General features: G+C 62.5%; 11 protein-coding genes. 4 read left to right on the top strand and 7 right to left on the bottom strand.

The window, feature by feature from the left end; all coding sequences use genetic code 11:
* The first annotated feature begins 98 nt into the window (after positions 1-98).
* Positions 99-1,262, top strand: a complete 1,164-nt coding sequence (locus tag GM658_RS24160; RefSeq protein WP_155456626.1) for a cystathionine beta-lyase — start codon at positions 99-101, stop codon at positions 1,260-1,262.
* Between the two features lie 76 nt (positions 1,263-1,338).
* Positions 1,339-2,712 carry a cytochrome B6 gene (locus tag GM658_RS24155; RefSeq protein ID WP_155456625.1) on the top strand — a complete coding sequence of 458 codons (1,374 nt, stop codon included), beginning with the start codon at positions 1,339-1,341 and terminating at the stop codon, positions 2,710-2,712.
* A gap of 11 nt (positions 2,713-2,723) precedes the next feature.
* Here the strand turns inward: GM658_RS24155 and GM658_RS29575 are convergent, their stop codons facing one another.
* From GM658_RS29575 to GM658_RS24145, 3 genes are all read right to left on the bottom strand, one after another.
* Positions 2,724-2,849: a hypothetical protein gene (locus GM658_RS29575; RefSeq protein WP_267874999.1), complete on the bottom strand. Its 126-nt coding sequence runs from the start codon at positions 2,847-2,849 to the stop codon at positions 2,724-2,726.
* 123 nt (positions 2,850-2,972) lie between these two features.
* On the bottom strand, positions 2,973-3,335 hold the full coding sequence (locus tag GM658_RS24150) for a DUF4870 family protein (RefSeq protein WP_155456624.1): 363 nt from the start codon (positions 3,333-3,335) through the stop codon (positions 2,973-2,975).
* A 9-nt stretch (positions 3,336-3,344) separates the two neighbouring features.
* The gene (locus GM658_RS24145; RefSeq protein WP_155456623.1) at positions 3,345-3,692 is read right to left on the bottom strand and encodes a GFA family protein; all 348 of its coding nucleotides are present in this window, start codon (positions 3,690-3,692) and stop codon (positions 3,345-3,347) included.
* A gap of 67 nt (positions 3,693-3,759) precedes the next feature.
* Between GM658_RS24145 and GM658_RS24140 the strand changes: the two genes are divergently transcribed.
* A complete protein-coding gene (locus GM658_RS24140) occupies positions 3,760-4,953 on the top strand; it encodes a CaiB/BaiF CoA transferase family protein (protein ID WP_155456622.1) in 1,194 nt (397 codons plus the stop codon).
* Between the two features lie 66 nt (positions 4,954-5,019).
* Here the strand turns inward: GM658_RS24140 and serB are convergent, their stop codons facing one another.
* From serB to GM658_RS24120, 4 genes are all read right to left on the bottom strand, one after another.
* Positions 5,020-5,865, bottom strand: coding sequence for a phosphoserine phosphatase SerB (serB, locus tag GM658_RS24135; protein ID WP_155456670.1), 846 nt, complete (start codon positions 5,863-5,865; stop codon positions 5,020-5,022).
* Between the two features lie 14 nt (positions 5,866-5,879).
* Positions 5,880-9,311: a transcription-repair coupling factor gene (gene mfd, locus GM658_RS24130; RefSeq protein WP_155456621.1), complete on the bottom strand. Its 3,432-nt coding sequence runs from the start codon at positions 9,309-9,311 to the stop codon at positions 5,880-5,882.
* 61 nt (positions 9,312-9,372) lie between these two features.
* A complete protein-coding gene (locus GM658_RS24125) occupies positions 9,373-10,320 on the bottom strand; it encodes a lipase secretion chaperone (protein ID WP_155456620.1) in 948 nt (315 codons plus the stop codon).
* On the bottom strand, positions 10,317-11,225 hold the full coding sequence (locus GM658_RS24120) for a lipase family alpha/beta hydrolase (protein WP_155456619.1): 909 nt from the start codon (positions 11,223-11,225) through the stop codon (positions 10,317-10,319). Before GM658_RS24120 ends, GM658_RS24125 begins: the two co-directional genes overlap by 4 nt.
* A 246-nt stretch (positions 11,226-11,471) precedes the next feature.
* On the opposite strand from GM658_RS24120, the gene GM658_RS24115 reads away from it, so the two are divergent.
* Positions 11,472-13,171, top strand: a 1,700-nt coding sequence (locus GM658_RS24115; RefSeq protein WP_155456618.1) for a methyl-accepting chemotaxis protein, incomplete at its 3' end; no start/stop codon positions are given.

Raw genomic sequence — 13,171 nt, 5'->3', positions numbered from 1 at the left:
TCTCGACGGCCGCGGAATTCGTTTGAATCCGCGGCCGTTGTACCGTTGAGGGTCTGACCCTTGGGTCTGACCCAGGTTTACCGGGTTAGAATAAGCGCATGACCCAAAAGCGCCTCCAAACCCAAATCATCCACACGGACTACGTGCCGCCCGAAGGCTTCGCGGCCTTCCCCAGCGCCATCCACCACGCGTCCACCGTCCTGTTCAAGAACGTCGCCGCCATGCGTTCGGGCGATTGGAAAGAAAAGAACGCTTATACCTACGGCCTGCACGGCACGCCCACCACGTTCACGCTCGAAGCCCGCCTGGCTGAAATCGAAGGCGGCACGCACTGCCTCCTGGCGCCAAGCGGCCTCGCCGCCATCGCCATGTGCAATTTCGCCCTGCTGAAATCTGGCGACGACGTTCTCCTCCCCGATAACGTCTACAGTCCCAACCGCGACCTGGCGAAATGGATGTCCAGCGATTTCGGCATCACCGCGCGCCTGTACGACCCCATGACCGGTGCCGGTATCGCGGAACTGATCCAGCCCAACACAAAACTGATCTGGACCGAAGCCCCTGGCTCCGTTTCGATGGAAGTGCCCGACCTGCGCGCCATCTGCGACGCGGCCAAACAGAAGGGCGTACTGGTCGCCCTTGACAACACCTGGTCCGCCGGCCTGGCCTTGCGCGGCTTCGACCTGGGCGTGGATGTCGTGATGCAGGCACTGACCAAATACCAATCCGGCGGTTCCGACGTGCTGATGGGTAGCCTGGTCACCCGCGACAAGCTGCTGCACGAACGACTGAGCATGGCGCATATGCGGCTGGGCATGGGCGTCAGCGCCGACGACACCTACCTTGTGCTGCGCAACCTGCCGACGCTGAAAATCCGCTTCGAGACCCACGACGCATCGGCACGCAAGGTGGCGAGCTGGCTCAAGGCGCGCCCGGAGATCAGCAAAGTCCTGCATCCTGCCTTTGAAGATTGTCCCGGCCACGAAAACTGGAAGCGCGATTTCACCGGCGCTGGCGGCCTGTTCTCCGTGCTGTTCGACGCGAAGTACACCGAGGCGCAAACCGACCGCTTCGTCGATTCGCTGAAGCTGTTTGGCATCGGCTACAGCTGGGGCGGCGCACACAGCCTGTGTATTCCTTACCGCATCCAGGCCATGCGCAAGAACTGGAAAGAGAAGGGCGCCCTGGTGCGCTTCAACATCGGCCTCGAAGATCCCGACGACTTGATTGCCGACATCGAAAGTGCGCTTGCATTGATGTAGCCAGCATTGCGTGCGCGGGCCGACCGCGCTTCCCGATATGCTTGAACCGCTTGTTCATTAAGCAGGGGAGAACGTCATGCAAATTCTAAAGATTGCAGTGGGCGCCGTGCTGGGTGGCGCTGCGTGTTTGATTTCGGCGGCACCGCCAACGAGCTATCTGCCGGTGTTGGCGAAGGAAGATTTCCAGACGACGTTTGAGCGGATGAAGGCAGCGCGCGCGGGCTTGCAGCGCGAGCAGGCCGCCTTGCTTGAAAGCCGCTATGACCTGTCGAATCGCCCTGCAGCGGGCGTCACCATGTTTCGCGGCAAGCCAGTGCAGGGAGGCATACGGGTCAAGCTTCCGCGCGGCGTCACCTGGGATAAGCTGGGCGCAATGAGCCCGGACGAAATCCGCGATAAAGGACTGTACCCGCAAGGCTTCCTGCCGCTCCCGCACCCGAACCATCCGGAGGGCGGCATGGTTTTCCCGCAATTCCATATCGATGAAATCAAGAAGCAGGAGCAGCGTGATTTGACGCGCTTCGACCTGTCGTTCGACTTTCCCGATCACCTGCTGCCGGAATTCCCTGCGCCCATATTCCTGACGACGCGGCCTGACCTGGGCGATGTCTCCAAAGGCAAGCTGCTGACCATCGAGAATTTCTTCGATCTGTTTAACGGCATCCTCAATCCCAAGCAGCTGGAAGGGCTGCGCTTGCTGCTGACGCCATTCCCGCAGCAGCAATTCAACCAGACCGAAGACCGGCGTTCGGAGAGGCCGAGCCGCGGCGTAAGCTGCTTTGACTGCCATTCCAACGGCCACACAAACGGCGCTACCCACCTGGTCGGCGATATCCGGCCGCAAGCATTCCGCCACCGCCTCGATACGCCGACTTTACGCGGCGTAAACCTGCAAAGGCTGTTCGGCTCGCAGCGTGCCTTGAAAACGGTAGAAGACTTTACCGAATTCGAGCAACGCGGCGCCTACTTCGATGGCGACCCGGTGATCGCGACAAAAAAAGGCGTCAATGTGCTGGAACGTGGCAGCCAGGTGCACTTCATGGCCGAATTCCAGGAGCTGCTCGATTTCCCGCCGGCACCGAAACTCGGTGTGACTGGCAAGCTCGATCCGCGCAAGGCTAATGAACAGGAGCTCCGCGGCCAGTCGCTCTTCTTCGGTAAAGCGCAATGCGCGACCTGCCATATGCCGCCGCACTACAGCGACAACCTGATGCACAACCTGCACACGGAGCGCTTCTTCAAGCCTCATGAAGTGAGGGGCGCGATGATGGTGGGCGATGGGCCGATCAAGACTTTCCCACTGCGAGGCATCAAGGAATCGCCGCCCTACCTGCATGACGGGCGGCTGTTGACGCTCGAGGATACGGTGGAGTTCTTCAACCTGATCCTCGAGACGAAATTGACGGCGGCGGAAAAGGCCGACCTGGTGGCCTTCATGCGCACCTTATGAATTGCCTGTTCCTAGCGCAATGCCACCTGGACCACGGCTGACTCAACTGACAGGCCGGCGGCCTTCTGCCGGTCTTCGTCAATGTAGCTCACGGTCCCGTTGAAATAGCCGCGGTCATACACGAGTTGCATCTGCATGCTGCGGTCAAGTTTCAAGGCCGGGATGATAACTTGTCCGGCGTCTGTCTGCGCCCAGGCAGCATGGGCACCTATAAATAATCAGAGAGTAAATGAGACCAGCTCGTTACTTGTGTAATGCTATCAATCGCCGATCGGTGCGTTGTTGTTGAGCGTAGTGATGCCGCGGATCAGACGGTAGATTTTCCAGAGCCAGGCACCGACCCAAACGAGCCAGGCCAGCGGGATGCCGAGCAGCGTTGCAAACAAGGCCCATCCGACACAGATCCACACCAGGTACCACCAGAACGAGCGGATCATCCATCCGTGGTGGCTGTGGACGAAGGTGCCAGTGCTGTCGTCGCGCTTCACGTAATTCAGGATCAGCGGGATGAAGGACGCGGCGCCCAGCGTGAAAAACACGCTCAGGCCATGGGCGAGATAAAGCCAGAAAGCCCAGTCTTTGGCTGACTGGGTGCGGCCGTCGAAAACCAGTTCCTGCGCCATAGCCCCTCCTTACAGTTTGCGTCCGTCGTAATGCTGGACCGGGAATGCCTCGAGCTCAATATCTTCCAGCACGCGGGCGTTGACAGCTGCCATGGCGTTGCCTTTCGGGTCGGTGCCCTCGCCATAAGTGTGGATGCCGCATTTCGGGCAGAAGCGGTGCTTGATCACGTGTTTGTTGAAGACGTAGGTGGCCTGGTCTTCCTCCGGAGTCAGCAGCTTCAGGCTGGTGCGGGGGATGAACCACATCAGCGCGCCCTTGCGCTGGCAGATCGAGCAGTTGCACGCGACCAGACCTTCGATATTACCTTCCGCTTCGAACTTCACGTTGCCGCAATGGCAGCTACCCTTGTACAGCATTTTCCGCCTCCGGTTAAAATATTTGACTAGGCGTTAATGATAATGCAATTGCAAGGGGAGTGCGCAGATGGCAGGTCCGTTACAAGGAATCAAGGTTATCGAAATCGGGACGCTGATCGCGGCGCCTTTCGCGGCGCGGCTGATGGCGGAGTTCGGGGCCGAAGTGATCAAGGTCGAAGCGCCGGGCGAGGGCGACCCGATCCGAAAATGGCGCAAGCTGCACAAAGGGACGTCGCTGTGGTGGTACCTGCAGTCGCGCAACAAGAAATCCATCTCCATCAACCTGAAAGCGCCGGAAGGCATTGCCCTGGTCAAGCAGCTGTGCGCTGACGCCGACGTGCTGATCGAGAACATGAAACCCGGCGCGCTGGAAAAACTGGGCCTGGGCTGGGATGTGCTGCATGCGCTGAACCCGAAATTGACCATGGTGCGTATTTCCGGCTACGGCCAGACCGGCCCCTACAAGGACCGCCCCGGCTTTGGTGCGATTGGCGAAGCGATGGGCGGCATCCGCTACACCACTGGCGAAGCGGGCGGCGTGCCGGCCCGCGTTGGCGTAAGCCTCGGTGATTCGCTGGCATCCTTGCACGCGGTGATGGGCGCGCTGATGTCGGTCCTGCGCGTCAAGATGGGCAATGGCGACGGCCAGGTGGTGGACGTATCGCTGGTCGAAAGCGTCTTCAACCTGATGGAATCCCTGGTGCCCGAATACGACTTGCTGGGACACGTGCGCGAACGCAGCGGCGGCGCCTTGCCGGGCATCGCCCCCTCCAACACTTACCCGACGCGCGATGGTTCTTACGTGGTCATCGCAGGCAACAGCAACCCGATCTACAAGCGCCTGATGCACGCGATCGGCCGTGCCGACATGGCGGAAGACCCGCAATTCGCCCAAAACGACGGCCGTGCCGCACAAGAGACATTAATCGATGCCGCAATCGCCGGCTGGACCTCCGCGCACTCGATCGACGAGGTGCTGGCAGTGCTGGAACGCGCGGAAGTGCCGGCAGGGCGCATCTATTCGGTCAAGGACATCGTCGCCGACCCGCACTACCAGGCGCGCGACATGCTGCTCGATACCGAGCTCCCCGATGGCGTGCACGTGAAAATGCCCGGCATCGTGCCCAAGCTATCCGAAACCCCAGGCGAAGTGCGCTGGCAAGGCCCAACGCTTGGCGAGCACACCGACAGCGTGCTGTCAGCGCTGGGCGTGGCAGCAGCCGACATTGCCGCCCTCCGCCAGCGCGGAGTTGTAGCTTAAAAGTCGGGGTCAGCTCTGGCTTCTCACGAGACTAAAATGTCCGATTGCCAGAGCTGACCCCGACTTTTAGTGTGTTAGCAGGTTGAGGATGCCGTCGAGGCCGACGTAGTTGAAGGCGACGCTGGCTTGTTCGCGCACCACGGGCTTGGCGCGGAACGCGACTGAGAGGCCGGCGATCGACATCATCTTGAGGTCGTTGGCGCCGTCGCCCATGACGATGGCTTGCTCGGTGCGGATGCCCATTGAAGCGCAGACGTGTTCGACGGTCTTGCGCTTGACGTCGGCGTCGACGATCTCGCCGATCACCTTGCCGGTCAGCTTGCCGTCCACGACCTCAAGTTCGTTGGCGCGGGTGTAATCGAGCTTGAGGCGCGGCCTCAGGCGGTCGGTGAAGAAGGTGAAGCCGCCGGACACCAGCAGGGTTTTCAGGCCGGCTGCTTGCACCGCCTGCAGCATTTCTTCAGCGCCCATCGACAGGCGCAGGCGTTCTTCGTAGACGCGCTCCAGCGCTGAGGCGTCCAGGCCTTCCAGCAGGGCGACCCGGCGCTTCAGGCTCTCCGCGAAATCCAGTTCGCCGCGCATGGCGGCTTCGGTGATCTCGGCCACTTGTGGCTTGAGGCCTTGCATGTCGGCGATTTCGTCGATGCACTCGATGGTGATCAGGGTCGAATCCATATCCATTGCCACCAGCTTGAACTCGTCCAGGCGGCGCACGCCCATCATGTAGGTGGCATCCAGCTGCGCGGCCTGGGCGGCGATCTCGATGGTCTGGCGCAGGGCTGGGGTGTAGCTGATACCTTCGCAGCGCAGGGCGCTTTCGTTGATCGTTACGACGCGCTGCGGTGCGGTCAGGGCGGCGATGCGCTGCAGGCGGGCGGCGCAGTCGCCGACGCCTTGCAGCACAAGGTTCATGGTCATGTCGTTGTTCATGTCAGTTGTTTGATGGCGGTCTTGATCTGGTTCACGCGGGCCGCCAGGTCAGGCATATTCGCTGTGATCTTGAGCTTGTCCTGTCCATTCAGCTTGATATGGCGCTGGTTCTGGATCAGGTGGATGATACGCATCGGGTCGATCGGCGGCTTGGGCATGAACTGCAGGTTGGCCGCCTCCGAATGGGCATCGATTTTCACGATGCCGACGGTCTTGGCGGCGATGCGCAGGCGGTGGGTTTCCACCAGTGCCTTCGCTGGGTCGGGCAGTTTGCCGAAGCGGTCGATCAGCTCCTCTTGCAGGTCGTCGATAGCGTTTTGGGTTTCGCAGTTGGCCAGGCGTTTGTAGATCGACAGGCGTTCGTGCACGTCGCCACAGAAGTCCGCTGGTAGCAGGGCTGGCGTGTGCAGGTTGATTTCGGTGGTGGTGGACAGCGGTGCGGCAAGGTCGGGCTCTTTGCCTGCCTTGAGGGCGCGCACGGCTTCGTTCAGCATGTCTGTATAGAGCTGGAAGCCCACTTCCAGCATTTCGCCGGACTGGTTTTCGCCCAGCACTTCGCCGGCCCCGCGGATTTCCAGGTCGTGCATCGCGAGGTAGAAGCCGGAGCCCAGTTCTTCCATCTGCTGGATGGCGTCGAGGCGGCGCTGCGCTTGTTTGGTCAGTCCTTGCACGTCGGTCACCAGCAGGTAGGCGTAGGCCTGGTGGTGGGAACGGCCGACGCGGCCGCGCAGCTGGTGCAGCTGGGCCAGGCCGAACTTGTCCGCGCGGTGCATGATGATCGTGTTTGCGGTCGGCACGTCGATGCCGGTTTCGATAATCGTGGTGCACAGCAGGATGTTGTAGCGCTGCGCCACGAAGTCGCGCATTACTTTTTCCAGGTCGCGTTCGTGCATCTGGCCGTGGGCGACTGCGATGCGCGCTTCCGGCAGCATTTCGGTCAGCTTTGCCAGGCGGTTCTGGATGGTTTCCACTTCATTGTGCAGGAAGTAGACCTGGCCGCCGCGCTTCAGTTCCCGCAGCACGGCTTCGCGGATGATGGAGTCGTTTTCGCTGCGTACGAAAGTCTTGATCGCCAGGCGCTTCTGCGGCGCGGTGGCGATCACGGAGAAATCGCGTAATCCTTCCAGCGCCATGCCGAGGGTCCGCGGGATCGGCGTTGCGGTCAACGTCAGCACGTCGACTTCGGCGCGCAGGGATTTCAGCGCTTCCTTCTGGCGCACGCCGAAACGGTGTTCTTCGTCGATGATCACCAGGCCGAGACGGTCGAACTTGACGTCGCCCGACAGCAGCTTGTGGGTGCCGATCACGATGTCCAGGGTGCCGTCCTGCATGCCTTTGATGGCGCTGGCGATTTCTTTGCCGGTACGGAAGCGCGACATTTCGGCGATGCGCACGGGCCAGTCGGCGAAGCGGTCGGCGAATGTCTGTGCGTGCTGTTCTGCCAGCAGGGTCGTGGGCGCCAGGATGGCGACCTGCTTGCCGCCCATGACGGCGATGAAGGCGGCGCGCAGCGCCACTTCGGTCTTGCCGAAACCGACGTCGCCGCACACCAGGCGGTCCATCGGTTTACCGGAGGTCATGTCCTTGATGACGTTGGCGATGGCTTCCGCCTGGTCCGGCGTTTCGTCGAAGCCGAAGCTGTCGGCGAAGCGTTCGTAGTCGTGCGAGGAGTACTCGAACGAATGGCCCAGGCGGGCGGCGCGGCGGGCGTACAGGTTGAGCAGTTCGGCGGCGGTATCGCGTACCTGTTCCGCGGCCTTGCGCTTGGCCTTGTCCCATTGGCCGGAGCCGAGGGTGTGCAGCGGTGCGTCGTCCGGAGATGCGCCGGAGTAGCGCGAGATTACGTGGAGCTGCGATACCGGCACATACAGTTTGCTTTCCTTGGCGTATTCCAGGTGAAGGAATTCGGTCTCGCCTTCGCCCAGGTCCATGCTGACCAAGCCCATATAGCGGCCGATGCCGTGGTTGATGTGCACTACCGGATCGCCGATTTTCAGCTCGGACAGGTCGCGCACCATCGATTCGACTTGGGTGACGGCTTCCTGCTTCTTGCGGCCGACGCGGCGGCCGGTACCCGCATAGAGTTCGGTCTCCGTGATGAAGGCCAGGCCGTCGTCCAGTTCAAAACCGGCATGCAGGGGCGACACGCCCAATACGACCTTGGCGTCGCTGGCGAGGAAACCATCGAAGCCTTCGATCAGGGCCGGCGACAGGTCGAATTCGGCGAAATACTGCTGCAGGGTCTCGCGGCGGCCATTGGTTTCGGCGCAGATCATCACGCGGCGGCCGGATTGCATCAGGTAGGCGCGCAGGTTGGTCAGCGGGTCGTCCAGGTGGCGGTTGACAGCGATGTTCGGGATCGGGGCCGACAGTTCGGACGATGGCAGCGACATGTCGCGTGAAATGGCGATGCGTGGGTGCGGCTTGGCCAGCACGAAGAACTGCTCGTCGCCCAGGAAGATATCCTGCGGCGGCAGGATAGGGCGCTCGCGGTCGGCCTTCAGGAATCTGTAGCGCGATTCGGTGTCAGCCCAAAAGCGCTTGATGGCGCCGTCGATGTCGCCCACCATGGCCACGCTGGCTTCGGCAGGCAGGTAGTCGAAGAAGGTCGCGGTTTCGTCAAAGAACAGCGGCAGGTAGTACTCGATGCCGGCGGAGGCGATGCCGCTGCTGATGTCCTTGTAGACCACGGAGCGCGACGGGTCGCCTTCAAAGGTTTCGCGCCAGCGGCTGCGGAAGGCGGTACGCGAGGCTTCGTCCATCGGGAATTCGCGGCCAGGCAGCAGGCGCACTTCCTTGACGGGATATAGCGAGCGCTGGGTGTCGGCGTCGAAGGTGCGGATGGTTTCGATGGTGTCGCCGAACAGGTCCAGCCGGTACGGCAGGGAGGAGCCCATCGGGAACAGGTCGATCAGGCCGCCGCGCACCGAGTATTCGCCGGGCGACATGACCTGGGCCACGTGGGTGTAGCCGGCCAGGGTCAGTTGCGACTTGAGTTTTGCCTCGTCCAGCGACTCGCCTTGCTTGAAGAAGAAGGTGTAGGCGGCCAGGAAAGAGGGCGGCGCCATGCGTACCAGGGCGGTGGTGGCGGGGATGATGGCCACGTCGCACTGGCCGGTCTGGATTTCGTGCAGGGTGGCCAGGCGTTCCGATACCAGGTCCTGATGCGGCGAAAATGCGTCGTATGGCAGGGTTTCCCAGTCCGGCAGCAGGTGGCAGCGCAGGCCGCCGTTGGCGAACCAGGGAATTTCCGCCAGCAGGCGCTGGCCGTCGCTGGCCTGGGCCACGACCACGGCCAGCATCTGGCCGCGCGCCTTCAGTTCAAGGGCGGTTTGCGCCAGCGCATAGGCGTCGCCGGAGCCGAACAGGTTCGGCAGCGCAAAGCGGTTGCCGGGCTTGGGAAGGGCTTTTTTGAAGTCGAAAGGCATGCAGGGGTGACGCTTACGAAGATGACTCTAATGTGCTGGCCCCACATTATAGTGCAAGCCCTTATTCGTAGGCGCCCAGCCGTTTTTGTTCCCCTGGCGTAAAGAGCCGGTCCCGCAACTGCTGGATGGCGGCCTGGTTTCCGGCCAAATTGACGCTTGCGGCGCGGTAGGCGGCAATCCGGCGCTGCCATTCGGCCTGCTCCTGGTCGAGCTGCGCCAGGCGGCCGGCTGCCTGCGGGTCGATGGCGCTGGCGCGCAGGCGGTAAATATCGTCCTCGCTGGCCCCGGCGGCCCGGGCGCTGGCGACTTGTTGCTCGAGTTTTAACACTCGCAGTGGAGCTTCGCGCTCTTCGCGCAGCTCGGGCGGGAGGCGGCGGTCCGCCTCGGCCAGACGTTCCTGGCGCTGGGCCGGCGTCAAGGTCTTGTCATCCATCGCTTCCAGGCGGGCGACCGCGTCCTGGTCGCGCGCGTCGCTGTCGCCAAACAGGCCTGCGCTTTCGGCTGGGGTGAAGTAGCGCTGGCGCACGGACTGCATGGCGAGCAGCCGGCCGCGGGCTGCTGCGGCCAGCGCGGCGCGGGGAGCGGCTTCACCCGGCCCGCGCCGTCCGTCCGCGACCTCCGACAGGGCGCGTTTGTAGGCCAGGTACTGGCCAAGCAGGCGTCGGGCCTGGGCGGCGGCAGCGGGCTGCAGGCGCCGGGAGAGCTCCTGTTCAATACCGGCGCGGATGGCAGGAAGCTCCGTTTCTCCCAGCGCCGAGAGGTAGTAGTCAAACAGGTGACGCAATTCGGCGTCGATGCGCAGGTTGTCGCCAGTGGCCTGAACCCGGCCGTCCGGCTGGGTACCGGCCATCGACGGCACGAAAGGGGCCGGCGGCGAGGCCGGGAGCTGCTGTCGCGGCGCGGCCCCGCCAACGGGGCCCTGTGGCGCTGGGCCGCCTGCGCCGGCAGCCCAGAGCGCAAACGCCAACAGGGCGGCCAGCAGCATTCCCCACAGGACCCTGGCTGTCACAGGCCCATTCCCTGCAGCCGGTTGGCGTGCTGGCGGAAAAGCGTGACCGGGCTCGTTTCAAACAGGTCGGTGATGCCGACCATCTGGTTGATTTCGTCCAGGTGGTTCATGCGGTAATCGTCGCGGATGACTCGTCCCAGATGGCTGGAGCAGCTGGCCACCAGGCCGTCATTCCTGGCGCCGCCAAAAGCCAGGGACGTGACGGCCAGGAAGGGATCGGCCGGGTCAAAGATGTTGGTATAGGACTTGGCGCCGCTCCAGGAGAAGTAATACACGCCATTGACCTGGTAGGCGCCCTCGCCGCAGGCAGTCGCCGGCAGGCCTTCGGGATGGACGGCGTTGAAGGCTGCGGTGCCGGCGGTGCTCAGCGATTGGGCCGCCGCGCGCGCATCTTGCGGAAGCGTCGGGCTGCCGTTGATCAGGTCCAGGAAGCCGCCCAGCGCGTCGCCCACGCTGTACACCAGGTCCGGCGCCGCGCCGACCAGCACGTCCGCAACCCTGGAACCCTTATTGACGCCGCCAATGCTCGTCACGGAGGCGATCAGGTCGGGCCGCACGGAAGCGACGTAGCGCGATGTCGGGCCGCCGTGGCTATGCCCAATCAGGTGCACCTTTTCCGCCCCGGTGGCGGCGAGGATCTGCCGCACCTGGAACAGCAGCTGCTCGCCCCTTACCTCGGTACTATTGGCGGCGGATACCGATGTCACGTAGACCTGGGCGCCGCCGCTGCGCAATGCAGCGGGAATGCCGTAGAAGTATTCAAGCGGGCCAAGGCTGTCAAAGCCGAACAGGCCGTGAACGAGGACGATGGGATAACGTGTTTGGGTGTAGCCGGTTGCGGAAGCGGAAAGTGAACACATCGCGATGAACAGGACCGATAGCAGCTGCCAGACAAGCTTCTTCATGGGGCCTCCGAGCTGATTGGTTGTTGGAGAATCCAATCTAGCATTCGCTCGCAGGCGCGCGGCAAGATTGTTGAAATAGCACGGTGGGTTCCTTCAGTGCCAAAATGCTTTGTTGTATTGATGGCGTGCAGCGACGTTAAATCGTTGACGTTGGGTAAAGAACATTCGATATTCCAAAAGCAAGGGCACAATCTCACCAAAAATAACAATATTGGCAAAGTTGTCTCAGTGGAAAGGGGTGACGCCATGTTCAAGAACCTCCTGATCAAATGGAAGCTGGCGGTGCTGGTAGGCGTGATGATGCTGGCATTGGCGATATTGGGTATTTCCGGCTATCGCGGCATTTCTACCGTTGGTGCATCGGTCAATGAGATCGGCGTCGTGCGCCTGCCGTCGATCTATGGCCTGCTCGTGTTGAGCGAGGGGCAGACGGCCATCGACAAGGCGACCCTGCAAGCAGCCATCTATGAAAACGACGCCAAGGCGCAGGACAAGTTCGCCCAGGTGGCGAAGTTGCGTGATGCGGCGTGGGCCAAGGCGCAGGCGGGCTGGAAAAAGTACGAGCCTTTGCCGCAGACGGCGGAAGAAGAGGTGCTGTGGAAGGAGTTCGTTGGCGAATGGGATGCCTGGAAAGGCGCCGATTCAAAGCTCGGCGGAATTGTGACGGCGCTGGCTGCCAATAGCGACGAGGCAAAACAGAAAGAGCTGTTCGTTCAGTTCTACCAGCAGTACCACACCTCCGAGCCGCTGTTCGCCAAGGCGGAACAGACGCTTAACAAGATCATCGAGCTGAATGACCGTGTCGCGACTGGATCCATCCAGTCCGGCACTGCCGCCGTTGTTTCATCGGAGCGTGCGATGGTGGCTACTGCGCTGATTGCCATGGCGCTGGCGATCGTCGTCGCCTGGTATATCGCGATGGCGATCACGCGGCCGATCGAATCCGCGGTGAAGGTGGCGCAGACGGTGGCGGCGGGCGATCTGACCAGTAATATCGCAATCGATACGCGCGAGGAAACCGGGCAGTTGCTGCAGGCCCTGAAGGATATGAACGATGGCTTGATCCGCGTGGTCGGCCAGGTGCGCAAGGGCACGGATACCATGGCCAGCGCCACCAGGGAGATCGCCACCGGCAATATGGATTTGTCCAGCCGTACCGAGGAGCAGGCCAGTTCGCTGGAGGAAACGGCTTCGTCGATGGAGGAGCTGACGTCCACCGTCCGGCATAACACGGACAATGCGCAGCAAGCGAACCAGCTGGCCAAGACCGCATCCTCGGTGGCAGCCAAGGGCGGGGAGGTGGTGGCGCGCGTGGTGGAAACCATGGATTCGATCAATGAGTCGTCCAGCAAGATCGTGGACATCATCAGCGTGATCGATGGGATTGCGTTCCAGACCAACATCCTCGCGCTGAATGCGGCGGTGGAGGCTGCGCGGGCGGGTGAGCAGGGGCGTGGGTTTGCAGTGGTGGCTTCGGAAGTGCGTAACCTTGCGCAGCGCTCAGCGGCGGCGGCGAAGGAGATCAAGCAATTGATCGGGGATTCGGTGGAAAAGGTCGGCGCCGGCAGCAAGCTGGTTGGCGAGGCCGGCGCCACCATGGGCGAGGTTGTGAGCAGCGTGCAACGGGTGACCGACATCATTTCGGAGATCAGCCTGGCCACGCAGGAGCAAAGTGCGGGGATCGACCAGATCAACATGGCGATCAGCCAGATGGACCATGTGACGCAGCAGAACGCGGCGCTGGTCGAGGAGGCGGCGGCGGCATCCGCCGCGCTGGAGGAGCAGGCGGCGCGCTTGATGGAGGTGGTGAGCGTGTTCAAGCTGGATGCCGCGGCGATGGCGGTGCTTGGCGTGGGCGAGGCTCCGGTGCAGCGGCCGGCGGCGCCACGTGCACTGGCCGTGGCACGTCCTGCCCGTGGCGACCAGCGCGCTGCGCGGCGAGCGCC

The organism is Massilia eburnea (genome assembly GCF_009720745.1).
GTDB lineage: Bacteria > Pseudomonadota > Gammaproteobacteria > Burkholderiales > Burkholderiaceae_D > Rugamonas > Rugamonas eburnea.
This window is presented reverse-complemented; position numbering and strand designations above follow the sequence as displayed.